19 protein-coding genes and 1 pseudogene are annotated in these 25,377 nt (G+C 65.3%); 12 read left to right on the top strand and 8 right to left on the bottom strand.

The window, feature by feature from the left end; translation table 11 throughout:
- Nucleotides 1-137: 137 nt before the first annotated feature.
- The 4 genes from AC5Y2L_RS02055 to AC5Y2L_RS02040 all read left to right on the top strand — a co-directional run bounded on the left by AC5Y2L_RS02055 (nt 138) and on the right by AC5Y2L_RS02040 (nt 5,019).
- Nucleotides 138-1,613: a DUF7159 family protein gene (locus AC5Y2L_RS02055; protein WP_499934614.1), complete on the top strand. Its 1,476-nt coding sequence runs from the start codon at nt 138-140 to the stop codon at nt 1,611-1,613.
- Nucleotides 1,614-1,711: 98 nt separating this feature from the next.
- Nucleotides 1,712-3,040: a UDP-glucose dehydrogenase family protein gene (locus tag AC5Y2L_RS02050; RefSeq protein WP_499934616.1), complete on the top strand. Its 1,329-nt coding sequence runs from the start codon at nt 1,712-1,714 to the stop codon at nt 3,038-3,040.
- 51 nt (nt 3,041-3,091) lie between these two features.
- Nucleotides 3,092-4,528: a serine/threonine-protein kinase gene (locus AC5Y2L_RS02045; protein ID WP_499934617.1), complete on the top strand. Its 1,437-nt coding sequence runs from the start codon at nt 3,092-3,094 to the stop codon at nt 4,526-4,528.
- A complete protein-coding gene (locus AC5Y2L_RS02040; RefSeq protein WP_499934619.1) occupies nt 4,528-5,019 on the top strand; it encodes an Rv1363c family protein in 492 nt (163 codons plus the stop codon). The genes AC5Y2L_RS02045 and AC5Y2L_RS02040 overlap by 1 nt, the downstream gene beginning before the upstream one ends.
- A 169-nt stretch (nt 5,020-5,188) precedes the next feature.
- Here AC5Y2L_RS02040 and AC5Y2L_RS02035 read toward each other — a convergent pair whose 3' ends face one another.
- On the bottom strand, nt 5,189-5,824 hold the full coding sequence (locus AC5Y2L_RS02035) for a TetR/AcrR family transcriptional regulator (protein ID WP_499934620.1): 636 nt from the start codon (nt 5,822-5,824) through the stop codon (nt 5,189-5,191).
- 47 nt (nt 5,825-5,871) lie between these two features.
- Nucleotides 5,872-6,567, bottom strand: coding sequence for a hypothetical protein (locus AC5Y2L_RS02030; protein WP_499934622.1), 696 nt, complete (start codon nt 6,565-6,567; stop codon nt 5,872-5,874).
- 429 nt (nt 6,568-6,996) lie between these two features.
- Here AC5Y2L_RS02030 and AC5Y2L_RS02025 point away from each other — a divergent pair.
- The 8 genes and pseudogenes from AC5Y2L_RS02025 to rfbA form a co-directional block, all read left to right on the top strand.
- Nucleotides 6,997-10,599 (top strand): annotated as a pseudogene (locus AC5Y2L_RS02025) (nitrate reductase subunit alpha); the annotation flags it as partial.
- 3 nt (nt 10,600-10,602) lie between these two features.
- A complete protein-coding gene (gene narH / locus AC5Y2L_RS02020; RefSeq protein WP_499943488.1) occupies nt 10,603-12,204 on the top strand; it encodes a nitrate reductase subunit beta in 1,602 nt (533 codons plus the stop codon).
- Entirely contained in the window at nt 12,201-12,869 is a 669-nt protein-coding gene (gene narJ / locus AC5Y2L_RS02015; RefSeq protein ID WP_499934624.1) for a nitrate reductase molybdenum cofactor assembly chaperone, read from the top strand. Before narH ends, narJ begins: the two co-directional genes overlap by 4 nt.
- Nucleotides 12,866-13,609, top strand: a complete 744-nt coding sequence (gene narI / locus AC5Y2L_RS02010; protein ID WP_499934626.1) for a respiratory nitrate reductase subunit gamma — start codon at nt 12,866-12,868, stop codon at nt 13,607-13,609. The genes narJ and narI overlap by 4 nt, the downstream gene beginning before the upstream one ends.
- 126 nt (nt 13,610-13,735) lie before the next feature.
- Nucleotides 13,736-14,041, top strand: a complete 306-nt coding sequence (locus AC5Y2L_RS02005; protein ID WP_499934627.1) for a DUF2510 domain-containing protein — start codon at nt 13,736-13,738, stop codon at nt 14,039-14,041.
- Nucleotides 14,042-14,054: 13 nt separating this feature from the next.
- On the top strand, nt 14,055-14,810 hold the full coding sequence (locus AC5Y2L_RS02000; RefSeq protein ID WP_499934628.1) for a maleylpyruvate isomerase family mycothiol-dependent enzyme: 756 nt from the start codon (nt 14,055-14,057) through the stop codon (nt 14,808-14,810).
- Nucleotides 14,811-14,834: 24 nt separating this feature from the next.
- Nucleotides 14,835-15,209 (top strand): nuclear transport factor 2 family protein, encoded by a 375-nt coding sequence (locus AC5Y2L_RS01995; protein ID WP_499934630.1) that lies wholly within the window; start codon nt 14,835-14,837, stop codon nt 15,207-15,209.
- Nucleotides 15,210-15,223: 14 nt separating this feature from the next.
- Entirely contained in the window at nt 15,224-16,090 is an 867-nt protein-coding gene (gene rfbA, locus AC5Y2L_RS01990; protein WP_499934631.1) for a glucose-1-phosphate thymidylyltransferase RfbA, read from the top strand.
- 3 nt (nt 16,091-16,093) lie between these two features.
- Here the strand turns inward: rfbA and AC5Y2L_RS01985 are convergent, their stop codons facing one another.
- The 6 genes from AC5Y2L_RS01985 to AC5Y2L_RS01960 all read right to left on the bottom strand — a co-directional run bounded on the left by AC5Y2L_RS01985 (nt 16,094) and on the right by AC5Y2L_RS01960 (nt 25,195).
- A complete protein-coding gene (locus tag AC5Y2L_RS01985) occupies nt 16,094-17,110 on the bottom strand; it encodes a hypothetical protein (protein ID WP_499934632.1) in 1,017 nt (338 codons plus the stop codon).
- A gap of 10 nt (nt 17,111-17,120) precedes the next feature.
- Nucleotides 17,121-18,437, bottom strand: a complete 1,317-nt coding sequence (locus AC5Y2L_RS01980; RefSeq protein WP_499934634.1) for a Dyp-type peroxidase — start codon at nt 18,435-18,437, stop codon at nt 17,121-17,123.
- A gap of 15 nt (nt 18,438-18,452) precedes the next feature.
- Nucleotides 18,453-18,974 carry a hypothetical protein gene (locus AC5Y2L_RS01975; RefSeq protein ID WP_499934657.1) on the bottom strand — a complete coding sequence of 174 codons (522 nt, stop codon included), beginning with the start codon at nt 18,972-18,974 and terminating at the stop codon, nt 18,453-18,455.
- Between the two features lie 49 nt (nt 18,975-19,023).
- The gene (locus AC5Y2L_RS01970) at nt 19,024-20,340 is read right to left on the bottom strand and encodes a pyridoxal phosphate-dependent aminotransferase (protein WP_499943486.1); all 1,317 of its coding nucleotides are present in this window, start codon (nt 20,338-20,340) and stop codon (nt 19,024-19,026) included.
- Nucleotides 20,341-20,427: 87 nt separating this feature from the next.
- The gene (locus AC5Y2L_RS01965; RefSeq protein ID WP_499939146.1) at nt 20,428-23,295 is read right to left on the bottom strand and encodes a (Fe-S)-binding protein; all 2,868 of its coding nucleotides are present in this window, start codon (nt 23,293-23,295) and stop codon (nt 20,428-20,430) included.
- Nucleotides 23,296-23,491: 196 nt separating this feature from the next.
- Nucleotides 23,492-25,195, bottom strand: a complete 1,704-nt coding sequence (locus tag AC5Y2L_RS01960; RefSeq protein ID WP_499943485.1) for an Hsp70 family protein — start codon at nt 25,193-25,195, stop codon at nt 23,492-23,494.
- Nucleotides 25,196-25,377 lie beyond the last annotated feature (182 nt).

The raw sequence follows: 25,377 nt of genomic DNA, 5'->3' as shown, positions 1-25,377 counted from the left end.
GTGTTGCCGCCGACACGCGAGCGGGCATTGTAAGCCCGCAGCGGGTAAAATCGCGCAATACGGGGAATTAAGTGGATAAGGAATCCACTTGCAGTCGTGTTCAACCGACAACCAGCCAGATGACTATTGGAGGAGCTGTGGCCACCGTGCTAGGTGTTTCGATGGCGCCGACGGCAGTCCGGATGGTGCTGGTCGAAGGTGAAAACGGCGATGGTGCGACCGTCGACGAGGACAACTTCGAGGTCGCCGACGAGGAGCCGACCACCGCGGCTGGGCAAGTCGTCTCGGCGATCATGGGAACGCAGGAAGGCGCTGCCGAGGGCGGCTACCAGCTGACATCCACCGGAGTTACCTGGACCGACCCCATCGAAGCTGCCGTCCTGCGCGACGCCCTGGCCGCCCACAAGCTCGAGAACGTCATGTTGGTGTCGGCGTTTCTGGCGGCCGCGGCACTTGCTCATGCGGTGGGCAACGAAACCAATTACGCGCATACCGCGCTGTTGTTCGTCGAGCCCGACAGCGCGACGTTGGCAGTCGTCGACACCGCCGACGGATCGGTCGCCGACATCCGGCGGAAGGAACTACCGGAAGACGACGACGCGGCGGTAGCCGAACTGGCCACCATGGTTTCCAGCGCAGAGCAGCTGAACACGCGGCCGGACGGCGTATTCGTCGTCGGCGCCGGCGTCGATATCCCGATGATCAAGCCGGCACTGGAGGCCGCGACCTCGCTTCCGGTGAATGCGCCCGAGGAGCCTGAGACGGCACTGGCCCGCGGTGCAGCGCTGGCATCGGCGAACGCGCCACTGTTCTCGTCGTCCACCGCGGCGGTGGCCTATTCGCAGGATCCGGGCACCGGCGCCGTGAACCCGTTTGCGCTGAATGCCGCCTACTTCGATCTGCCGGCCGCGGCCACGTTGAGCGAGAACGCGCTGGCCTACAGCGCTGTGCCCGACGAACCGTATACCGGCGAACAGCTCCCGGTCACTGGCATCTCCGAATCTCCCGAGCGGCGAAGGTTTGCGCTGCTCGGCACTGCGGCGGCAGCGATCTTCGTCGTCGGGGTGGCGGCCCTGGTGGTGTCGCTGGCGCTCAGCATCCGCCCGCACGCCGGAGTGCGGCCCGCGCCCGACCGCAACATCGTCGCCCCGCCCACGCAATCGGTGCCGGCAGCTCCGGCGCCAGCCCCCGCGCCGCAGGCTCCCACCGTGGAGCCGAAGGCTCCCGCGCCCGCGCCTGCCCCCGCACCGCAAGCCCCCGCTCCGGCACCTGCCCCGGTGCCGCAGGCTCCGGCGCCGGCCCCGGTTCCCGCGGGCCCACCCCCGGCGCCTGTTCCGGTGCCGGTACCTGAATTACCGCCGATCATCAATCTGCCTGGACCGGGCGGCGGGCCCCCCGGACGTGGTGGTGGCGAAGGCCATGGCGGCGACGATGGTCCCCGCGGCGGCGGCGGGATCCCCGGAATTCCTGGATTGGGTGGCGGCGGCTTCCCGGGCGGCGGCGGGGGCGGTCACGGCGGCGGTGGCGGCCACGGCGGCGGTGGCGGCCACGGCGGCGGTGGTGGCCACGGCCGCGGCGGATTCATCGGCATTCCCGGGATTCCTGGCCTGTAGTCGGGCCTGTCCTACAGCGACCAGCTGTCACTTGGCGTTCGTCTGGCGCTCAACGGCGCGATGCAGTCAGCTCACTGCGCCACCCTAGACACGGTGGTATGAGATGCACCGTCTTCGGCACCGGCTATCTGGGCGCCACCCACGCCGTCGGGATGGCCGAACTGGGACATGAAGTCGTCGGCGTCGACATCGATCCCGGCAAAGTCGCCAAGCTGGGCGGCGGCGACATCCCGTTCTACGAGCCTGGCCTGCGCAAGCTGCTCACCAAGAATCTGGCGGCCGGTCGACTCCGCTTCACCACCGACTACGACACCGCCGCCGATTTCGCCGACGTACACTTCCTCGGCGTCGGCACGCCGCAAAAGAAGGGCCAATACGGCGCCGACCTGCATCATGTGCATGCCGTGATCGATGCGTTGGTGCCCCGGCTGACCAGGCCGGCGGTGCTGATCGGCAAGTCGACCGTCCCCGTGGGCACTGCAGCCGAGCTGGGCAAGCGGGCCGAAGCGCTGGCACCCGCGGGAGTCGACGTCGAAATCGCGTGGAACCCGGAGTTCTTGCGCGAGGGCTTCGCTGTGCAGGACACGCTGCGGCCGGACCGTATCGTCCTTGGCGTACAACGTGATTCGGTACGCGCCGAACCGGCTGTTCGGGAGCTGTACGGGCCTCTGCTGGAAGCGGGTGTGCCCTTCCTGGTGACCGACCTGCAGACCGCCGAGCTGGTCAAGGTTTCCGCTAATGCTTTTCTGGCGACGAAGATTTCGTTCATCAACGCGGTCTCTGAAGTGTGCGAAGCCGCGGGCGCCGACGTCAGCGTGCTGGCCGACGCGCTCGGGTATGACCCGCGGATCGGGCGCCAATGCCTCAATGCGGGTTTGGGTTTCGGTGGTGGCTGCCTGCCCAAGGACATCCGCGCCTTCATGGCACGCGCCGGCGAGCTGGGAGCCAACCAGGCGCTGACGTTTCTGCGTGAGGTGGACAGCATCAACATGCGACGGCGTACCCGGATGGTCGAACTGGCCACCACCGCGTGTGGCGGTGCGCTGCTGGGCGCAAATATCGCCGTGTTGGGCGCGGCGTTCAAACCCGAATCCGACGACGTCCGTGACTCGCCCGCGCTCAACGTGGCTGGGCAGTTGCAGCTCAACGGAGCAACGGTCAATGTGTACGACCCGAAGGCTCTGGACAATGCCCGACGGCTGTTTCCCACCCTGAACTACGCGGTGTCGGTGGCGGAGGCGTGTGAGGGCGCGGACGCGGTGCTGGTGCTGACCGAGTGGCAGGAGTTCGTCGACCTGGAACCCGACGACCTGACCGAGCAGGTGCGGGCCCGGGTGGTCGTTGACGGCCGCAATTGCCTGGATGTCCCGCGTTGGCAGCAGGCTGGTTGGCGAGTGTTCCGGCTCGGCGCGCGGTCTACAAACTGATCTCGTTCGGCGCGGTCTGTGCGCCCACAGGTCGTGTGTACGATGCGGCTCATGCCGCTGTCGGCCGGCGCGACTTTCGCCGGATTCACGATTGTGCGACTGCTGGGGTCCGGGGGAATGGGCGAGGTGTATCTGGCCCAACATCCGCGGTTGCCACGGCAGGACGCCCTCAAATTGCTGCCCGCCGAATGGTCGGCCGACGAGGAGTACCGCAGCCGGTTCGCTCGGGAGGCTGATCTGGCATCGACCCTGTGGCACCCGCACATCGTGGGCGTGCACGACCGGGGCGAGGCCGACGGCCAGTTGTGGATCTCCATGGACTTCGTCGACGGTCTGGACGCTGCGCGGCTCTTGACCGATCGCTACCCAAGGGGCATGCCCGCCGACTATGCCATTCGCGTTGTCCTGGCGGTGGCCAGCGCGTTGGATTACGCACACAAACAAGGGCTACTGCACCGAGATGTCAAGCCCGCCAACGTCATGGTGACCCACAGCGAAGACGGCGGTGAGCAACGAATCCTGCTCACTGACTTCGGAATTGCCCGCAACGTCGACGACGTGAGCGGGCTGACTGCGACCAACATGACGATCGGCACGGTCGCCTATGGAGCGCCGGAGCAGCTTCTGGGCGAGGACATCGACGGGCGGGCCGACCAATACGCGCTGGCCGCAACCGCTTATCACCTGCTCACCGGCTCTCAGCTCTTCCCGCACTCAAACCCGGCGGTTGTCATCAGCCGTCACCTGAACACCCCTCCGCCCTCGCTGGCTTCCAGCCGTCCGGAACTGGCCCCGCTGGATCCGGCATTGTCGAGGGCACTGGCCAAAAATCCCGCCGACCGGTTCGCCAGCTGTTCCGAGTTCGCCCGCGCCTTGGCCGGGCAAATGGCGCCGACCCTGCCAGGGTGGGTCGCCCCGCAGACCGCCGCCGCGAAAACCGTGCTCGCCGAGCCCTTTTCGCGCCCAGCGGCGATCAGCAAGGCACCCAGTCGTAAGGCGCACGCTGCGGTGCTCGTCGTTCTGGCGGCAATGCTGGTTGCGTCGGCCGCTTTCACTGCCACGCAGCTGCTGCGTCCGAATCCGCAGCCGACGAGTACTCGAGGGCAATGGCAACCATATGTCGACACGGCAAAGGAATACGTGACGACGATGTTCACCGTGACGCCGGCAACCGCCAAGAGCTCGGTGCAACGAATGCTGGACATGTCGGCCGGTAGCCTGCACGCGATGCTGACCAGCAACAACAATGCCGATAACCTAGCGGCGCTGTTTCAGAACGCGGGAAGCACCTGCACGATCAACGGCGCCGGCCTGGAGGACTTCTCCGGCGACAAGGCCACGGTTCTGGTAGCGGCGACGGTGCAGTCTTCGACGCCGGATTCGGGCACCAAGAAGCCGCAGCCGTATCGAATGCGGCTCGACGTGCAAAAGCAGCCCGACGGCACTCTGAAGATTGTCGACCTCAAGTACCCCGATGGCGGTAACTGATGCGGCGGGCCATGTTCTGGGTGTGCGTCGTCGCGCTGGCCGTAACCATGGTCGCAAGCACGGCAGCGGGCTTCTGGGTGATGACCATCAAGAACCGGCCGTCTGGCACGGTGGACGGTCCGGCGGATCGCGCGGCCGTACTCGAGGTGGCCCGGGCCGGCATTCCCAAGATTTTCTCCTACGACTACCAGACTGTGGAACGGCAGTTAGCGACCGCAAATGAGCTGATGACAGCGAGATACCGCGCCGAATTCCAGAAATCGCAGCCCAAGATCATTCAAGAAGCTCGGCAGCGACAGGTCGTCGTGCAAACGAATGTGGTGGGAGCAGCCATTGAATCGCTCGACCGCGGCTCAGCGGAGCTTCTCGTTTTCATGAATCGCACTGTCACCGACGCCAGCCGCACACCGGTCTACGACGGCTCTCGGTTACATGTGACGATGCGGCGCGCCGACACTACGTGGCTGATCGACTACATGACGCCGATATAAGGCGCTCGGTCGGCGTACCAGAAAAGTGGCCATGTTGCAGTCTCGAACTCGATATCGCGGGTGGTATCACGTTGTGAAATGACATGCCCAGCCTCATAGGGACTGGTGTGGCTGATGTGACTCGGCGCTACCGGCCGACGCACACCTTGGCTCACCGCCGAGCCGGGAATTACCTTGCCCGGCCGGACAATTCGCCAAGCGATCGGTCGGCAGTCTCGGCGACCAGCACCGGGGCGACCCAGCGGCGCAGATAGGCCCGAAGCACCTCGCCGGTGCGCGGCGGCCGGCCGGGGTCGATCATGAAGGACTGCAGAATTCGCAGCAGGTACTCGACCAGGTCGTCGAGATCGTCGGCCGCGACGCCGGCCTGTGCCCAGTCGACGTCGAGCCCCGCCAAGAGGGCGTGCCCGAACTTGAAGCCCATGGCCGAGGTGACGCCGGTTGACGCCTTGGTGAAGTCGTGCACCAGCATCAGCTGCACGTGTTTGTCGCCGGGCAGCCATTCCAAGCTGTGGGCCAGACACTCCACCAGCGCATCGACGGGATCGCTGATATGGGCCAGGTGTTCGGTCAGCCGCCGGACAAACCGCATCCCCGACCGGGTGGCAGCCGCCTCGAGCAGGCTGCTGGTTCCGGGGAAGTAGTTGTAGACCGTCTGCCGCGACACGCCCAGCTTGCGTGCCACATCGGCTATCCGGATGTCGGCCCCGCGTTCGTCGATGGCTTCGCTCGCGGCGTCGAGGATGCGTTCGACCGCCTCTTCGTCGCTCGCGGGCGTGGCGCCGCCCCAACCATGGGTGCGCATGCAGGAGACGTTACGGCTTTACCGGGCTTTCCCGCACCGCGACGTCCTTACTCGGAGCGATCGCGCTTCTTGCCGAACCAGCGCCGCTTGCCGGACTGCGGCTCCTCTTCGGCCGGCGCCGCCGGGGCTGCCCACTGGGAATCTTCGTGCACGGGTGGTGGCTGCTGTGGAGGCGGCCCTGCCCACTGCGGGCCGCCGTACATGGGTGCCGGCTGTGCTGATTGTCCCGGCGGTGGCGGCGCTCCCGGCGGTGGCGGCGCTCCCGGCGGTGGCGGCGCTGCCGACTGTGGCGGCCATGGCGGCCGGGCCTGCTGAGCGGGTGGGGCCGGTTGGGCTCGTCGTTGCTGCGGAGGACCGCTCACCACCGGAGCCGGGGGACGCTCACTTTGCATACGGTCCTGACGCCTGACCGGCATGGGTTCGTCGCCGGACAGGCCTAGTTTTTGCAGAGAGATATGCGAGGTCGGCGCGGCTGTGGGTGGAGCCGAGGCGGCCGCCTTGGCTTCGCGCTGCTGAGACTGAATCCGATGCCGCCAGTAACCGATCGCGTCGAAGGGAAATGGCACGGGTGGTGGCTGCCATTCGATGCGCGGCATTTCATCGGGCTCGCGGTCTTCTGCGCCTCGGGAAGCCAGCTCGGTGTCGATCACAGACCTGGCCGCGGCCATCGCCCGCTCCGCCGTCTCGTAACGACCCACTTCCTCATCGCGAAAGGTGACGACGAACTGCGCAACGGCGGCCATGGACCCATCATCCGCGGTGCCGGGCGAGATAACTAGATAATGGTGAAGTTGAAAAGTTGTGTCGGCTATGTGGGCCGAGCGCCAACACCCCTAAGACATGTGTTAACGAAAAGAAAATTGCTTGATTCGCAGCCGTGACGCAGGAGCGGTTGGACGCTCGCGCGGTTGCCTGACCGGCGCGCTCTAGCAGTGCGTTTTTCGCGGCGACGGCAAAATTGCGTGAAGCCCGTCGCGTTGCAATATGTCGGTCGTGTTAAAGCAATCGCACAGTCATCCGAGCGCCCCGGTGCGATCTTTTGTCCGGCCGAAAACCTCCCTTAATCTCGATGAATGACTGCGCGCTAGTCGCTGTGGAGGGGAGGCGCCATGGTCGATCTGAACACGAATGGCCAAGCCGCCACCGACGCGTTGCTCGGCTTCAGCAAATATTTCCACCGCGGCGAGATCTCTCCGGACCACCGTGCTCTGCACAAGGTGGGAGGCCGATCGGCCGACGACTTCTACCGGGACCGCTGGGCGCACGACAAGGTGGTCCGCTCCACGCACGGCGTCAACTGCACCGGATCCTGTTCGTGGAAGATCTACGTCAAGGACGGCGTCATCACCTGGGAGTCCCAGCAGACCGACTATCCGTCCGTCGGACCGGACAAGCCGGAGTACGAGCCGCGCGGTTGCCCTCGCGGCGCCTCGTTCTCCTGGTACACGTATTCACCTGCGCGAGTGCGCTATCCGTACATACGCGGGATCCTGCTGGACTACTACCGCGAGGCCAAGGAGCGGCTTAACGACCCTGTCCTGGCTTGGGCCGACATCGTCGACGATCCGGTGAAATCTCGTCGCTACAAGGAAGCGCGCGGCAAGGGCGGGTTTGTTCGGGCCGAGTGGTGGGAGGCCGCCGAGATCGCGGCGGCGGCGCATGTGCACACGATCAAGCGGTATGGCCCCGATCGGGTGGCCGGTTTCTCACCCATACCGGCCATGTCGATGGTCAGTCATGCCGTTGGCGCGCGGTTCATTTCGCTTCTCGGCGGTTCGATGTTGTCGTTTTACGACTGGTACGCCGACCTGCCGGTGGCCTCGCCGCAGGTGTTCGGAGACCAGACCGATGTGCCGGAGTCGGCCGACTGGTTCGACGCCGGCTATCTGATCATGTGGGGCTCCAACGTGCCGGTCACCCGGACGCCCGATGCGCATTACATGACGGAGGCGCGCTATCGCGGCCAAAAGGTCGTCGTGGTCTCGCCTGACTACGCGGACAACACGAAATTCGCCGACGAGTGGCTGCCCGCCCGGCCGGGCACCGACGCCGCACTGGCGATGGCCATGGGCCACGTCATCCTCAAGGAGTTCTTCGTCGACCGGACCACCCCGTACTTCACCGACTACGTGAAGCGTTACACCGATCTGCCGTTCCTGGTGACGCTGGTCGAGCGCGACGGAGCGTGGCTGCCCGGAAAGTTCCTCACCGCCGCCGATCTCGGCGACACCGACGACGGCGCCGCTACCAAGACGGTGCTGCTCGACTCGCAGGCCAACCCGGTAGTGCCGAACGGCTCGCTGGGTCATCGGTTCACCGCATCGGGCGAGGGCAAGTGGAATCTCGACCTGCAGGGCGTGGACCCATTGCTGAGCCTGCATGGCGCCGACGGCGACGTGGCGGCGGTCAAGCTACCGCGGTTCGACGGCGAGCGGCCCGGCATCCTGACCCGTGGTATCCCGACGAAAGTTATTGCCGGACAACGGGTCACAACGGTCTTCGATCTGCTCCTCGCCCAATACGGCGTACCCAGGGACGGCCTACCCGGTGATTGGCCGACGGGCTACGACGACGAGACGCAGTCCTACACCCCGGCGTGGCAAGAGCCGATCACCGGCGTGCCGGCCCAGGCGGTGGAACGGATTGCGCGTGAATTCGCCGACAACGCCGAGCGTTCGCGCGGCAGGTCCATGATCCTGATGGGCGCCGGAACCAACCACTGGTTCCATTCCGATCAGATCTACCGCTCGTTTCTGACGCTGGTGATGCTCACCGGTTGTCAAGGTGTCAACGGCGGCGGCTGGGCACATTACGTCGGACAGGAGAAGTGCCGGCCGGTCACCGGCTGGTCGACGTTGGCGTTCGGGCTCGACTGGCAGCGGCCGCCGCGGCAGATGCAGGGCACGGTGTTCTGGTATCTGGCCACCGACCAGTGGCGCTACGACCCGTTCACCTCGGAAGTGATGGCGTCCCCGCTGGCCGAAGGGCGGTTCACCGGCCGGACGGCGGCTGACAACATCGCGCTGGCGAGCCGGCTGGGCTGGATGCCGAGTTATCCGACGTTCAACCGCAATCCGCTGGATCTCGCCGACGAGGCGGCCAGGCTCGGAAAGGACCCCGCGGCGCACGTCGTCGACGGGCTGAAGTCCGGGCATCTGCAGTTCGCGTGTGAGGATCCGGACGCGCCGGAGAATTTTCCGCGCTGCCTGACCGTCTGGCGGTCCAACCTGCTGGGCTCGTCGGCCAAGGGCAACGAGTACTTCCTCAAACACCTCCTCGGCACCGACTCCAGCGTCGCCGCTCGCGATGCGGATGCGGTGCGTCCGCAGGAAGTGCGGTGGCGTGACGAGGCGCCGGTGGGCAAGCTGGACCTGTTGCTGTCGTTGGACTTCCGCAATACCAGCACCACATTGTTTTCCGACATCGTGTTGCCCGCCGCCACCTGGTATGAGAAGCACGATCTGTCCAGTACCGACATGCACCCGTTCGTGCACGCCTTTTCGCCGGCCATCTCGCCGCCGTGGGAGACCAAGACGGACTTCGAGGCGTTTCACCGGATCGCGCGCGGGTTCTCCTGGCTGGCCGAAAAGCACCTCGGGAAACGTCAAGACGTCGTCGCGGTGCCGTTGCAACATGACAGCGCCGACGCCACCGCGCAGCCGGGCGGCCGGGTGCTGGACTGGAAAGCCGGTGAGTGCGAACCGATTCCGGGCAAGACAATGCCGCGACTCGTCGTCGTCGAGCGCGACTACCCGGCGATCGCCGACAAGATGGCCGCGCTTGGGCCGATGGTGGAAACCGTCGGCCTCACCACCAAGGGTGTGACGACGCATCCCGACGCGGAGGTCGAGTACCTGCGTGGCGTCAACGGCGCGGTGGTGAGCGGCAGGGCCGTGGGGCGGCCGTCGCTGGCCAAGGACACCCACGCCGCCGAGGCGATCCTGGCGCTGTCCGGCACGACGAACGGGCGTCTGGCCGTCGAGGGTTTCGAGGCGCTGCAGCGCCGAACCGGCACGCGGCTGGCCGACCTCGCAAAGGAGAACGAGGGCCGGCGAATCACGTTCGCCGACACGCAATCTCGTCCGGTTCCGGTGAACACGTCGCCGGAGTGGTCGGGATCGGAGACCGGGGGACGTCGGTACTCGCCGTTCACCATCAACACCGAACGCCTCAAGCCGTGGCACACCCTGACCGGCCGTCAGCACTTCTACCTCGACCACGACTGGATGAGCGAACTCGGCGAGCAATTGCCGATCTTCCGCCCGCCACTGGACATGACGGCGCTGTTCGACGAGCCCGCGGTCGGTGACACCGGCGGTGGGATCACGGTGCGGTATCTGACCCCGCACTCCAAGTGGTCCATCCACTCCGCCTACCAGGACAACCTGCACATGCTCACGCTTTCCCGTGGCGGGCAGGCGATTTGGATGTCCGATGTGGACGCGGCGAAGATCGGCGTCAAGGACAACGACTGGATCGAATGCACCAACCGCAACGGGGTGGTGAACGCGCGTGCGATCGTCAGTCACCGAATGCCCGAGGGGCTGGTGTTCATGTATCACGCGCAGGACAAGGCCGTCGACGTGCCCCGGACGGAGAAGACGGGCAAGCGCGGCGGCATCCACAACGCGCTGACGCGCATCATGATCAAGCCGTCGCACCTGATCGGGGGCTACGCGCAACAGTCCTTCGCGCTGAACTATCACGGCCCCACCGGAAATCAGCGCGACGAGGTCACCACGATCCGGCGGCGCTCGCAAGAAGTGGAGTACTGACGCATGAGAGTCATGGCTCAACTCGCGATGGTGATGAACCTCGACAAATGCATCGGGTGCCATACGTGCAGCGTCACCTGCAAGCAAGCCTGGACCAACCGCGGCGGCATGGAATACGCCTGGTTCAACAACGTGGAAACCCGGCCCGGACAGGGGTATCCGCGTCGCTACCAAGACCAGGAAAAGTGGAAGGGCGGCTGGACACTCAACAAGCGGGGCAAGCTGACGCTCAAGTCGGGATCGCGCCTGCGCAGGCTGTTGAACATCTTCGCCAACCCGGACCTGCCCACCGTTTCGGACTACTACGACCCGTGGACCTACGACTACGAGACCCTACTGTCGGCGCCCGCGATGGACACCACGCCGGTGGCCCGGCCCAAGTCGCTGATCACCGGCCAGGACACCAAGGTGACCTGGGGTGCGAACTGGGACGACGACCTGGGCGGCGGACCCGAGCAGATCAGTCGAGATCCGTTGCTGGCCAAGGTATCCGACAAGGTGAAGCTCGAGTTCGAGCAGACCTTCATGTTCTACCTGCCGCGTATCTGCGAGCATTGCCTCAACCCGAGCTGCGCGGCATCGTGCCCGTCCGGTGCCATCTACAAGCGCAGCGAGGACGGCATCGTGCTGGTCGACCAGGACAGGTGTCGCGGTTGGCGACAGTGCGTCACGGGCTGCCCCTACAAAAAGATCTACTTCAACCACAAGACCGGCAAAGCCGAGAAGTGCACATTCTGCTACCCGCGCGTCGAGGTGGGCATTCCGACCGTGTGCTCGGAAACCTGCGTCGGGCGGCTGCGCTACATCGGGGTATTGCTGTACGACGCGGATGCTGTTGCGGCGGCCGCATCTGTGCAGGACGAAACAGACCTGTACCCAGCACAATTGGGCGTGTTCTTGAACCCGCACGACCCGCGGGTGGTCGCCGAGGCCGAACGCGCCGGGATCTCGAGCGAATGGATCGAAGCCGCACAGAATTCGCCGGTTTACCGCCTTATCGTCGACTACCAACTGGCGCTTCCGTTGCACCCGGAGTACCGCACCATGCCGATGGTCTGGTACATCCCGCCGCTTTCTCCGGTCGTCGACATCCTGGCCCAGACCGGCCACGACGGGGAGAACAAGAACAACTTGTTCGGTGCCATCGACGCCCTGCGGGTTCCGATCGAATACCTGGCCGAATTGTTCACCGCAGGTGATATCGGTCCGGTTCGCCTTGCGCTGCAACGGCTTGCGGCAATGCGCTCGTACATGCGGGCGGCGAACCTGGGCGAGGAATTCGACGAGACGATCCCGGAGTCCGTGCGGCTGACGGGTGAGGAGATCGAGTCGATGTACCGGCTGCTGGCGATCGCCAAGTACGCCGACCGCTACGTGATCCCCAGCGGCGCAGGCTCGGACGCGCACCGGCTGGACGCGCTGGCCACCGGATGCAGCCTGGACGAAGACGGCGGGCCGGGAATGACGGCGTTCGACGCAATGGCCGACAAGTTCCATCTCACCAACGGCAACGGCAATGGCAACGGCAATGGCAGCAGGCCCCGAGGGGCGAACCTGCTCAACTGGGACGGCAAGAGCACCGACGGGCTGGTGCCATCCAAATGAAGACGCTGACGCTGAGTCGACGGCCGGCACGCAGCGCCGTGTCCGACCGCGACGCACGGCTGCTGTGGCGCATCGCGGCGCTGCTGCTGGACTATCCCAGCCCGCAGATGCTTGCGATTACTGATCAATTGACAGCTGCCACAACAGAATTGCCTGTCGCGCTGGGCGGTCCACTACTCAGCTTTCTCGAGGAGTTCGCTCGCGCGGACCCACTGCAACTTGCCGCACGCTATGTCGAGACATTCGACATGCGTCGGCGCGCGAGCCTGCATCTGACGTACTACGCCTACGGAGACACCCGCAAGCGCGGCATGGCGTTGCTGCGGTTCAAGCACGCCTACCGGCACGCCGGGACGCAGATGTCCGACAACGAGCTGCCCGACTACCTACCGCTGGTACTCGAGTTCGCCGCCACGATCGATCACCTGCAGGGAGAGCGGTTGCTTGCCGAGCATGTTCCGGTGCTCGAGCTGCTACGGCTGTCCTTGCTGGACAGCGATTCTCCGTATGCGAGCGTGGTGGCCGCCGTACTGGCGACGTTGCCGCCGATCAGCGCGGCCGATCGGCGCCGGATCGCCGAGCTGGCCGCGCAGGGGCCTCCGGACGAGGACGTCGGGCTGGAGCCGTTCGCAATGGATCCACTGACCGTCGAAGGCCGTCGATGACCACCCTGCTCTGGCTGATCGCCCCGTACGTCGCGCTCACCTCGTTCGTGCTGGGCCATATCTGGCGCTACCGCACCGATCAATTCGGCTGGACCACGCGGTCGTCGCAAAGCTACGAAAGCAGATTGCTGCGGATGGGCAGTCCGCTCTTTCACTTCGGGCTGCTCGGTGTCTTCGGCGGGCATGTGGTCGGCCTGCTGATCCCAGAATCCTGGACGGCAGCGGTGGGGATCTCTGAACCCATTTATCACCTGATGGCCGTGACCATGGGCTCGCTCGCCGGGTTTGCGGTGGTGGCCGGACTCGGAATCCTGCTGTACCGGCGTATCGCGGTGCCCGCGGTTCGTCAGGCGACGACTCGTTCCGACAAGCTGATGTACGCCCTGCTGGTGGCTGCGTTGGCCACGGGGATGCTCAACACCCTGACCAACGTCTTCGCCGCCTACAACTATCGCGAGACGGTGTCGCCGTGGTTCCGCAGTCTGTTGTCGGTACACCCCGCGGTGGAGCTGATGGCAAACGCGCCGTTGACTTTTCAGCTACATGCGCTGATTGTGCTTGCGCTGCTGGGTATTTGGCCCTACACACGGCTGGTGCACATGTTCAGCGCGCCGCTCGGCTACCTGACCCGGCCGTACCTCGTCTACCGCAGCCGCGATCCACAGAAGGCGTCAGCTAACCGCTACGCCAAGGCCTGGGTGGCTCCGGTCGCCCCGCCCACCCGTAGCCGCTGGGTTTAGTAGTGCGTTGGTCGGCTAACCTGCCGACGTCAACTAATCGCGATTAGAGACGCGTTCCAGGGGGAAGGGTGAGGCATGGCTAATTTCGGGCACCACCCGCCGTCGCGGCGATCCAAGACCCCGCTAGTGCTCTTGTTCGTCTTCCTCGGCATGGCGGCCCTTGGATTCCTGTTGGTGGTGGCGGGGTACTTCGTAGGCATGGCGATCGGCTTCACGATCGGACTGCTGTTCTTAATGATTGGCGTCGTCGGCGCCATCGTCAGCGGGGTCGTGCTGCTCGCGCAGCCGAAGTCCTCGGCACCGATGCGCCCGCAGGGTAGCTGGCCGGGCGGCGCAGCAGCCGGGTGGTATCCCGATCCGCAGAATCCCGGCGTGATGCGCTATTTCGATGGCCGGATGTGGACTGCGTCGATTCAGCCTGCTCGTTATTGAGTAACCTGACCGCGTGGACTTCGCGTCGGCTTACCTTCAGCAGACCCGCGCCTTCGGCGACGTGATAAGCGACGCCGACCCGTCGACACCGGTGCCGACCTGCCCGGGCTGGACCCTCGATCAACTGTTCCGCCACGTCGGCCGCGGGGACCGCTGGGCCGCGCAGATCGTCCGGGAAAAGCGCGACGAGTTCCTGGATTTCCGCAGCGTCGAAGGCGGCAAGCCGCCACCGGACCGCGCCGACGCAATCTCCTGGCTGCACGGCGGGGCGCAGCGGTTGGTCGACGCCGTCGAGCAAGCGGGCGAGGAAACGCCGGTATGGACTTTCCTCGGGCCGCGCCCGGCGAATTGGTGGATTCGCCGTCGGCTGCACGAGACGGCCGTACATCGCGCCGACGCCGTCATCGCCATCGGCGGCGACTTCACACTGGAAGCCGACATCGCCGCCGACGGAATCACCGAATGGCTTGAGCGCGTGGCGATCCAGGCCGGCAACGACGGGGCGCCGCTGCCGCTCGAGGACGGTGAGACGATCCACCTGCACGCCACCGACCCCGGGTTGACCGAGCCAGGTGAATGGACGATCGGCCTGGCCGACGGTGCGATCACCTGGGCGCACGAACACGGAAAAGCCACCACTGCGCTCCGCGGCGGAGCCACCGAGTTGCTGTTGGCGTTGCTTCGTCGGGTCTCTGTCGCGGACACGGCCATCGAGATGTTCGGTGACGACGCCGTCTGGCAAAAGTGGCTGGACCGCACACCCCTGTAATGGCTTCAAGGTAATTTGCACACCATGACCACATCGGAGATCGCTACCGTGCTGGCGTGGCACGACGCGCTGAACTCCGCCGATCTCGATACGTTGGTGGCACTGTCCAGTGACGACATCGACGTCGGCGATGCGCACGGAGCGGCGCAAGGGCACCAGGCGCTGCGCAAGTGGGCCGCTTCGCTCGATACGACGGCGGAGCTGGGCCGGATGTTCGTGCACGACGGCGTGGTGGTCGTCGAGCAGAAGATCACCAGGCGCGACGATCCCGGCGCCGTCACGACCGCCGCGTCGGCTTTCCGGGTGGTGCACGACCACGTCACCGCGGTGTTCCGTCACGAGGACTTGTCGGCGGCGTTGGCGGCCACCGAACTCACCGAGGCCGACGCGGTGGATTGAGCGTCAGGGAGCACATGCGCGGAATCATCTTGGCCGGCGGCTCGGGCACTCGGCTGTACCCGATCACGATGGGAATCAGCAAGCAATTGCTGCCGGTCTACGACAAGCCGATGGTCTACTATCCGTTGTCCACGCTGATGATGGCCGGCATTCGGGACATCCTGGTGATCACCACCGTCCACGACGCGCCGGGCTTTCAGCGGCTTTTGGGCGACGGCGCACAATTCGGGGTCAACATCAGCTACGTGACCCAGGATCAACCCGAAGGACTGGCCCAGGCTTTCGTCCTCGGCGCCAACCATATTGGCACCGATTCGGTGGCATTGGTGTTGGGGGACAACATTTTCTACGGACCCGGTCTGGGTACCAGCCTGACTCGTTTTCAAAGCGTATGCGGTGGAGCGATTTTCGCCTACTGGGTGGCCGACCCGTCGGCTTACGGAGTCGTAGAATTCAGCGCCGACGGCATGGCGCTTTCGCTGGAGGAAAAGCCCGCTACCCCCAAGTCCAACTACGCGGTGCCGGGGTTGTACTTCTATGACAACGATGTGATCGAGATTGCCCGCGGCTTGCGCAAATCGGCGCGAGGCGAGTACGAGATCACCGAGGTCAACCAGAACTACCTCAACCAGGGCCGGTTGACGGTGGAGGTTCTCGCCCGGGGGACGGCCTGGCTGGACACCGGCACCTTCGATTCACTGCTGGACGCCAGCGATTACGTCCGCACTTTGGAACGCCGGCAAGGCTTGAAGGTCAGCGTTCCCGAGGAGGTGGCGTGGCGCAACGGGTGGATCGACGACGGTCAGCTGGCACGGCGCGCACATAGCCTGGCCAAGTCGGGCTACGGCCACTATCTGCTGCAGCTGTTGGAAAGACACTGACCGCTACCGCATCGACGCCAGGTTGCGCCAGAAATTCTTGAGGCTGTCGGTGCCGCCGAACAGCGTGGTGAAGTGGGTGGAATCGACGAGCAGGATGTCACCTGCCCGCCCGCCCGTGGGCGGCATCCAAATGAGCGCGTTGAACTCCGTGTTGCCGGCCGCGGTGAACGGATGCGGGCGATTGGGCTCGACGCGTTGGCGCCCGAGCACGCGAAGCGTACTGCTTTCCGGCGCCGTGAGCTCGTAGTGAGGCAGGTGCGGATGAAAGTTGAAGGTGGTGACGTTCGCGAGTAAGCCAAGCTCGTCGAGGTCGCGCGACATCGTCAGGGCTGCAATGTCTTTGGTCGCTTCGTCGACGGCGGGACGCAATCCCCATTTGTTCTCGACGGGAACCTCGAGGGCTCGCATCAACGAGCGGGTGTATCGGCCGAAGCGCTGTTGGCGCGGCACTAGGGGGTCGCCGTGGTGCTGGTATTCCACTTGACGCTGATCCAGGTCGTCGGTGAAGCCGACATTGTGATGCGGGGCGAGCAGTAGGCAGGTGCCTTCCCGTTGCAGCCACTGCCGGATGGCGCTGACCTCTTCGGGGTCGGCTTCCTGTTGCGAGAGCATATGATCCAGCCCGAACACCATGAGGGTGTCGGTGTCGGCCAGGATTCGCTCGTCGATCGGCAGCCGGTAGCCGGCCTGGTCGATGCGCTGGAAGACGGCGACCGGATGGCCGGTGACCTCGCCGGCCAGGTCTTGAAATGCCAACGCCGAGCGGTGGAACAGCTCCAGCGTGCCGGCGATGCCCTGCAGGAAATGTGCTTCGTCGTACTCGGGTGTCTCGTAACTGGGCCACAACGCATTGCGGACCTCGGTAATAGTCGAAAAGCGGTTGTACAACTCCGTCTGGTCACGCTGAGCTTCCCACGGATAGCTCCACGCCCAATAGATGCTGATGCGCCGCCGGCCGGGAGTGTACTTGCGCGGCAGGTGGTTTTGGTTGTATGTGCGGGCCGGCGACAGTGTGCTCATGGTGCTTCCCCTAGCTGTCCAGTGTCGCGAGGTAGCGAAGACCCGTCAGCCCCGGCAGAAAGAAGTATGCCCCGCCCGTGACCGTGGTAAAGGCAGGCAGTGGCTTGAGGACCTTACGGATGGGCCGGTTCGGAATCTTGAATTCCAGTGTGCCGTCTTGGTTGCCGCAGATGGGGTCGCGTTCGTTACCGAGTTCGTGGAAGTTGCGGTCATTGATCCACACATTCTGCGCGAACTCGAACTGGCGCACCAGGCTGGCGCAGATGATGAACGCCGCGATGCCTCGGTCGACGCCGTCGTCGGGCGCATCTTCGGGGAGCGCCGGACCGTAGGTGGCGCCGCGCCGGATCATCCTGCGGCGGTTCATGTTCACTGCGGTATCACGCGGATTGAGACGCCGGGCATGTGAGCCAAGTGGGACGGCGTAGCCGTGGGGATCCATTTCCCGATAGTTGAAATCGTTGTTACGCATGGGGTCCGCGCCCAGCTCCGGATCGTCCTGCTTGGGGCTGAGCACCAGCGGCGCGCCGCTGCGCCAGCGGCCCATGATCTTGGCGGCCAGCAGCTCCTGGCCGTCAGGTGTGTCGGCGTGCTGGCGCAGATAGTCGCGGAACACGCCGACGTGCTCCCGCAGCCGCCGGTAGGCCATATAGCTGCCGTTGCGGGACAATATCTCTGGCTGAGGCAAATTGACGTTGCCTTCTTCGTCGGGGTAACCCAGGATGAATTCGCCCGCCTTGAGTGCCGGCCCCGACCCGGGTGTGGGTTCCTCACCGGAACCTTCGATGACAGGCTGAGACAGTCGGTCTCGATAGCCGAAGTGGTCATGCGCGTAGTTGAACGGCGGCGTGGCGTTCAAATCGAGAAAAGACAGGGTGCGCACACCGGCACATCGAGCGACCAGTTTGTCGTGTTCGCCGACACACCTGCGGTGCTCGGTGTCGTTGCGCGCGAACAGGATTGCGATGGCGTGCAGGTCGTCCCCGGCCACCCCACCTACCCAGTTGTCGGGATGGCCGGCACCGGTGTCGCCGAGTATGTCGGCCCTGGCCGCCATGCCCTCCCGGAATTCCTGAGGGAAGCCGGCCAGCGAATCATCCGGCACACCAAGGGCTTTCAGACCATTCCAGGTGAAGGCCAGAGTGATCCAGCGATCGGTGCTGTCCATGGTGGACTGCACATCCGCGGCTGACTGCACCCGATCGAGCAGCTCGGTCAGCCAGGCCCGGCCTCCGGCGGGGTCGTCGAATGACAAGAACTCGTAGCGCCCGGTCATCGCGGGGGTGCGGGTCAGCAGAATGTGCTGGATGTCGTGGAGTTCAAGCATGGGCGCACGCTTGAGTCACTGCATCTGGTCGAGCATGTCCGAAAACGCGGTCTTGAGCCGCAACGCCTTCTTGATCTCGTCGGCCGTCACATACGGGTACTCGCCATACTCCAGGAAACTCGGAAACTGGTGCTCGCGTACGAACTTCGCGAATGCGGCCGGGTTTTCCTTCCAGTCCTCCGGGAATCCTTCGAGGTTGGTGAAGACGGTCGTGATGCCGGTTTGGCTGAACAACGTCACCGCATCCTCGGTGTACTTGTCGAAGTCGGTGTCGAAGATGCCCTGATATTGAAAATGCAGGCCTGAGCCGACATCGAACAACACCCAGCGCAGGTAATGTAGCCGCAGCGGTGCGAGCACCTCGGGGCTCGCCGCGATCGCCTCTTCGATCTGCTTACCGTACGCACGGATGGCCTCTTCGCGGCCCTCCTTCACCTTGGCGATGATCGAAAACCCGTAGCAGGCAGGAGTTCTGGGGAAAATCGGGCCGTACCTACCACGCTCGAGCTGGAAATAGCCGTCCTTCGGGATGGCCATCGCGGCGGGTTTGCTCCAGTCATGACCGGTCGTCGCCACGGTTAGCTCCCTACTGGCGGTAGCTGGTCAAGAAGTTGCCCAGCCGTTCGATGGCGGCCGCGAGGTCACGGGCCCACGGCAGTGTCACGATGCGCAGGTGATCCGGCTCGGGCCAATTGAATCCGGTGCCCTGGGTGACCAGGATCTTCTCCGAGAGCAGCAGATCGAGGACCAGCTGCTCGTCGTCGGCGATGTCGTACACCTCGGGGTCCAGCCGGGGAAAGGTATACAGCGCGCCTTCGGGCTTGACGCACGACACCCCGGGGATCTCGTTCAGCTTGGTCCAGGCCACGTCCCGTTGTTCGAGCAGCCGACCGCCGGGAAGGACCAGATCCTCGATGCTTTGGTGACCGCCGAGCGCCACCTGAATGGCATGCTGCGCAGGGACATTCGGACACAACCGCATATTGGCCAGCAGGTTGATGCCTTCGATGAAGCTGCTGGCGTGGTCCTGGGGACCGGTGATCGCCAACCAGCCGGCCCGGTAGCCGGCGACCCGGTAGGCCTTGGACAGGCCGTTGAAGGTCAGGCACAACATGTCGGGGGCCACGGTGGCCACGCTGATGTGCTTGGCGTCGTCATAGAGGATTTTGTCGTAGATCTCGTCGGCCAGCAGCAGCAGCTGATGCTTGCGCGCCAGATCGACCATTTGGCACAGGATTTCGCGGCTGTATACCGCACCGGTGGGATTGTTCGGGTTGATCACCACCAGCGCCTTGGTGCGCTCGGTGATCTTCGATTCCAGATCGGCGATATCGGGCTGCCAACCCTGGGTTTCGTCGCACAGGTAATGCACCGGGGTGCCGCCCGCGAGTGAGGTCGACGCGGTCCACAGCGGGTAGTCCGGCGCGGGGATCAACACCTGATCGCCGTTGTCGAGCAGGGCTTGCAGCGTCATGGTGATCAGCTCGGAGACCCCATTGCCCAGGTAGACGTCGTCGACGTCGAATCGGGGGAAGCCTTCGACGAGTTCGTACCGGGTGACTACTGCGCGTCGTGCCGGCAGGATGCCTTGGGAGTCGGAGTATCCCTGCGCGTAGGGCAGCGCCTGGATCATGTCGCGCATGATCACGTCGGGCGCCTCGAATCCGAATGGCGCCGGGTTGCCGATGTTGAGCTTGAGGATGCGGTGTCCCTCGGCCTCCAGCCGGGCGGCATGCGCGTGCACCGGCCCACGGATTTCGTAGAGAACATCCTGCAGCTTGGACGACTGCGCGAAGGCACGCTGCCGATGATGACTCGGGGCGTGCAAGGGCAGCTGGTGAGTACTCACGTCACCTATGGTGCCATTGCTGTCGACCGATATTTGCTGATTGGCTACCCGCATCGTGCGCCGAGCGTGCTCTCAGGGCGAAATCGCGGCCGATTTTTCGCCCTGAGAGCACACTCGGCGCGGCTGCCCAGAGGCGGGTGATCAGCGTTTGCCCGGTGGACGGGCGCCGCGGGCGATGCCCAGCCCCTTGACCGGCGGGGCGGGTGTGGACGGTTCACCGTCGGTGTCCGACGACGGCTTTGCTTCCGGCTTCGCTTCGGGCTTCGCCTCGGTCTCTGGCTCAGCGGCCTTGGCCGGCGCCTCAGCCGCTGGGGTCGCCTGCGGCTTGGGCGCTGTCTTCTTGGCTCCCGGGCGCTTGGCACCGGCGGCAATACCCAGGCCCTTGACCGGGGCGGCGGGTTTGGCCGGCTCGGCGGCCTTGGCGGGCTCTTCCGGCGCCTCGGCCTCGACGGCCGCCTCTGTTGCGGCGGCCGGCTTAGCGCCGGCTTTCTTGGCGCCCGGGCGCTTGGCGCCTGCGGCCAGGCCCAGCCCCTTAGCGGGCGCCGCCGTCGCTGGCTTGGCTTCTTCGGCCGCCTCAGCAGCCGGCTCAGCGGCCGCCGGAGTAGCGGCCTTCTTGGCGCCGGGCTTCTTGGCGCCGCCGGCCAGGCCCAGGCCCTTGACGGGTGCCGCCGCGGCGGGCTTTGCGGCGGGCGCCTTCTCAGCGGGTGCCTCGGCCGGCTTCTCAGCGGGTGCCTGCGCCGGCGCGGCGGCCTTTGGCTCGGCCTTCTCAACCGTCGCCGCGCGCGCCGAAGCCTCCTTGGCGGCCGTGCCCTTCTCCGGCAGCTTCACCTGGTCGCGGTCCAGAGACCCGAGCAGCACCTGGGCGACGTCGAGCACCTCGACACCGGTGCGGCCGGCCTCTTCGGCCCGGTCGTTCACGCCGTCGGTGACCATTACCCGGCAGAACGGGCAGCCAGTGGCGATCGTGGCCGCTCCGGTGGCCAGCGCCTCGTCCACGCGCTCGTGGTTGATCCGCTTGCCGATGTGTTCTTCCATCCACATCCGGGCGCCGCCGGCCCCGCAGCAGAAGCTGCGTTCGGCGTGGCGGGGCATCTCTGTGAGGTTCGCCCCGGCGGCGCCGATCAGTTCGCGCGGCGCCTCGTACACCTTGTTGTGCCGGCCCAGGTAGCACGGGTCGTGGTAGGTGATGTCCTGGGAAACTGGGGTGACCGGGACCAGCTTCTTGTCCCGGATCAGCCGGTTGAGCAGCTGCGTGTGATGCAACACCGTGAAGTTGGCGCCCAGCTGGCGGTACTCCTTGCCGATGGTGTTGAAGCAGTGCGGGCAGGTGACGACGATCTTGCGGTCGACGGTCTCCACGCCCTCGAACACCCCGTCGAGGGTCTCGACGGCCTGCTGCGCCAGTTGCTGGAACAGGAACTCGTTGCCGGACCGGCGTGCCGAGTCGCCATTGCAGGTTTCCCCGGCGCCCAGCACCAGGTACTTCACCCCGGCAATGGCCAGCAGTTCGGCGACGGCCTTGGTGGTCTTCTTGGCCTTGTCGTCGTAGGCGCCCGCGCAACCCACCCAGAACAGGTATTCGTAGCCGTCGAAGCTGTCGACATCCTGGCCGTACACCGGGACGTCGAAGTCGACCTCGTCGATCCAGTTGGTCCGGTCGGAGGCGTTCTGACCCCACGGGTTGGCTTTGTTCTCCAGGTTCTTGAACAGCACCGACAGCTCAGAGGGGAATTCCGACTCCATCATCACCTGGTAGCGGCGCATATCGACGATGTGATCGACGTGCTCGATGTCCACCGGACACTGCTCCACGCACGCCCCACAGGTGACGCAGGACCACAGCACGTCGGGATCGATCACGCCGCCCTGTTCGAGGGTGCCGACCAACGGGCGGCTGGCCTGCTCCGGCCCGGAACCGAGTACGCGGCCGAAACCCGACTCGGGGACGTGATGCTCCTCGGCATGCTTTTCGCCGCGCAGGTCGTCACCGAGTCCGCCCTCGGGAGTGCTTTCGAGGGGAGTCTCCTTCTCGCCCAGGATGTAGGGCGCCTTGGCCATCCAGTGGTCGCGCAGGTCCATGATGACGAGCTTGGGCGACAACGGCTTGCCGGTATTCCAGGCCGGGCATTGCGATTGACAGCGGCCGCATTCGGTGCAGGTCGCGAAGTCGAGCATGCCCTTCCAGGTGAAGTCCTCGATCTTGCCGCGCCCGAATTCGGCGTCGTCGGGCGGGTTTTCGAAGTCGATCGGCTTGCCGTCGGCCTCCACCGGGAGCAGGGGACCCAACCCGTCGGGCAGTCGCTTGAAGACGACGTTGATCGGCGCCAGGAAGATGTGTAGGTGCTTGGAATGCAGCACGATCAGCAGGAAGGCCAGCATCACGCCGATGTGCAACATCAGCGCGACGGTCTCGATGATCTCGTTGGTGTGCTGACCCAGCCCGGCCATGAGGTGGCCCATGGCGTGGCTGAAGAATGCGCCGTTGCCGTATGGGAATTCGCCCTTGCCCTTCAAGGCGTTCACCGAGGCCCCGCGGAAGATGGCGTAGGTCCAGATGACGTTGAAGATCATGAACAGGATCAGCCATGCGCCACCGGTGTGTGAACCATAGAAGCGGGACTGGCGGCCGTATTCTTTTGGCTCGCTTCGCATTCGGATGATCGCGAAGGTGACGATCCCGGTCAGCACGGCCAGCGCGAAGAAGTCCTGCAAAAAGCCCAGTGCGTCCAGGTGGCCGATGACGGGGATGGCGAAGTCCGGCTTGAACAGCACGCCGTAGGCCTCGATGTAGACCGTGAGCAGGATGAAGAAACCCCACATGGTGAAGAAGTGCGCCAATCCCGGCAGCGACCATTTCAGCAGCTTGCGCTGACCGAACACCTCGGAGAGCTCAGCCCAGATGCGGGTGCCGAGATTGTCGGTTCGCCCCGGTGCCGGCTGGCCCGCCGTGACCAGCTTGTACAACCACCAGACGCGCTTGAGCGCCAACAAGCCCACGAGCGCGGTCATGCCCAGGCCCAGGATCAATCTGATGAGCTGCTGATCCACGGAGATCTCCCCAAATGCTTAGTTACATGCCTGTACTAGCTGGCTGCTTAACCTGCCAATAGTGACATCTGTGGGGTTTTCCACGCGAGATAGGCTGCCCTAAGTTGCTTAGCGGTGTGCGCGGTTCCAGAGAGATTCCGGTTAGGCGAGACCGGATTCAGTAACCGTATCCGGGCGGGATGCTGACCGGCGGAACCGGAGGTGCAATCGTCGCCGTTCCGTGCGGCGTGGTCGTCTGTGGCCAAGGTTTGGTCACCGACGGATAGACGCTGGTGGTCGGCGCAGTGACGCTCGAAGCGGTGGTGGTCGCCCAAGTCGTGGTCGGACGGGTGGTGGGCTGGGTCGTGGGCGCCGGCTCTGTCGTTGTCCCGGTCTGGGTCGGCTCGGTGGTCATCGTGGTGGTCCACGGGGACGACGGCGGTATCGCAGGGCCGGTGGAGGTCGGACCGGTTTCAGAGGGCACCTGGGATACCGGCTTGATCGGCGACGATTCGACCGGTGGGGTGATATTGCTGGGTATTTGAGCGGGACGGGGAACCTTGGCCAGCTCCAACGCCGCGACCACAACCCCGCCCACGAGCAGCAGCGCGGCGACGCCGGCGACACCCAACAGCAAGGCCGGGCGGGTATACCAGCGCGGCGCAGTCGCGGGCTCGACCTCGGGGTGTACCGGCGGGTGCTCCGGCCCGGGTTCGTCGTCGGCCGCGTAAGGGACCGGCTCGGGCGCTGAGCCGGCCTCCTGCGACCAGGCCAGGGCGCGGTACGTCGCTGATTGTGGGTCGTTTTCGTCCGCGTCCGGCTCGGCGCGGGCGGCCCACGCGGCCGGGACAACCTCGGTCGGTTGCCCGACGGCCGTGTCGGCCTGCGCCGCGGCGCCGGCGGCGGTGGGCGCGCCGCTGACCGATCGCTGCTGCCCCAGCACCGCCGCGCCGATCGCGGCGCTGCAGGCCGGTTGCGCCGTCGTGAAGATCGGCGTTTGCAGGCGTTCGGACAATCGTGAGGTGATCAGCGGGATGCAGGCGCCGCCGCCCACGATCGCGGCGGCGGCCAAGTTGGCTTTCGGAACGTCGTTGTGCTGCAACGTCTGCTCGACAAAGTCGACGAATCGGTCCAGCGGTCCGGCAATGATGTGTTCAAACTGGTTGCGGGACAGTGGAATATCTCGTCCGAAACCAGGCATTTCGGCCGGGACGACGCTCATCGTGGCAACCGACAGTTGTTCCTTGGCGCGCCGGCAGTCGTCGAGCCGACGACTCAACGCCCTTAGCGGCGCGGTGCTCGCATGGTCGTCAGCGGTTTCGGCGCCGTCGCGGTGAAGATGGCTGAGGATGAATTGGTCGATGCGATCGCCGGAGAATTCGGTGTACCGGAGCGTTGAGCCGATTCGTTGGAAGTTTGACGCGGCATCGGTCAGCGTGACGTTGGTGCCGCTGGCACCGAAGTCGCACAGGGCGACGACACCGCCGGTGGGAAAACCGGGCTTGGCGTAGAGCGCCCCGAGGGCGGCTGTGGCATCGGGGATCAATACCGGCGGCACGTCGGTGGTCGTCGTCAGCGCGCCCCGGGTGAACAGCGCCTCTCGCAGCGCCGCGAATTGGGCTTCGGACCAGTGCGCGGGAACCGCGATGCTGACCGGGGCTCCGTAGCCGACCGTGCGTGCGATTGCATCCAGGGCTTCGGCCGTCAGCGCCGCACCGAGGTGCTGGGTCCCGTCAGGCGCTACCAGCGGTGTGGGGACACCGACCCGCTCGACAAATCCGCGCATCACCATGCCGGTTCCGGCAGGGTTTGGTGCCTCATCCGGCAGAGCGAGTTCGCTCGCCCGGCCGCCGAACAACGTCAGCACAGACTGGCGGGTCACGGGCGCGCTACCTACCCGAGCCGCAACAAAGTTCGCGACCCCGATAGATAAGCCGAGTGATTCAGCGCGCAGATCAGCGCTCACGACTCCGTGGATACCCTCGCCGGCTCAAAATATATACAGCGGACATTGAATTTTCGCTGTGCATGACGACGCCGAAGCCGGGCCGAACGAACTAGGGG

The organism is Mycobacterium sp. NGS66 (assembly GCF_059812225.1).
The sequence above is the reverse complement of the archived record's forward strand: the minus strand, read 5'-3'. Positions and strand labels throughout refer to the sequence as shown.

Coding starts and splice junctions, on each gene's coding strand:
- AC5Y2L_RS02040 (WP_499934619.1), top strand. CDS start 4,528: ATGCGGCGGGCCATGTTCTGGGTGTGCGTCGTCGCGCTGGCCGTAACC.
- narI (WP_499934626.1), top strand. CDS start 12,866: ATGACCACCCTGCTCTGGCTGATCGCCCCGTACGTCGCGCTCACCTCG.
- AC5Y2L_RS01980 (WP_499934634.1), bottom strand. CDS start 18,437: ATGCTTGAACTCCACGACATCCAGCACATTCTGCTGACCCGCACCCCC.
- AC5Y2L_RS01985 (WP_499934632.1), bottom strand. CDS start 17,110: ATGAGCACACTGTCGCCGGCCCGCACATACAACCAAAACCACCTGCCG.
- AC5Y2L_RS01975 (WP_499934657.1), bottom strand. CDS start 18,974: ATGGCCATCCCGAAGGACGGCTATTTCCAGCTCGAGCGTGGTAGGTAC.
- narH (WP_499943488.1), top strand. CDS start 10,603: ATGAGAGTCATGGCTCAACTCGCGATGGTGATGAACCTCGACAAATGC.
- AC5Y2L_RS02045 (WP_499934617.1), top strand. CDS start 3,092: ATGCCGCTGTCGGCCGGCGCGACTTTCGCCGGATTCACGATTGTGCGA.
- AC5Y2L_RS01995 (WP_499934630.1), top strand. CDS start 14,835: ATGACCACATCGGAGATCGCTACCGTGCTGGCGTGGCACGACGCGCTG.
- AC5Y2L_RS02035 (WP_499934620.1), bottom strand. CDS start 5,824: ATGCGCACCCATGGTTGGGGCGGCGCCACGCCCGCGAGCGACGAAGAG.
- AC5Y2L_RS02050 (WP_499934616.1), top strand. CDS start 1,712: ATGAGATGCACCGTCTTCGGCACCGGCTATCTGGGCGCCACCCACGCC.
- AC5Y2L_RS02030 (WP_499934622.1), bottom strand. CDS start 6,567: ATGGCCGCCGTTGCGCAGTTCGTCGTCACCTTTCGCGATGAGGAAGTG.
- AC5Y2L_RS01965 (WP_499939146.1), bottom strand. CDS start 23,295: ATGACCGCGCTCGTGGGCTTGTTGGCGCTCAAGCGCGTCTGGTGGTTG.
- AC5Y2L_RS01970 (WP_499943486.1), bottom strand. CDS start 20,340: ATGCGGGTAGCCAATCAGCAAATATCGGTCGACAGCAATGGCACCATA.
- narJ (WP_499934624.1), top strand. CDS start 12,201: ATGAAGACGCTGACGCTGAGTCGACGGCCGGCACGCAGCGCCGTGTCC.
- rfbA (WP_499934631.1), top strand. CDS start 15,224: ATGCGCGGAATCATCTTGGCCGGCGGCTCGGGCACTCGGCTGTACCCG.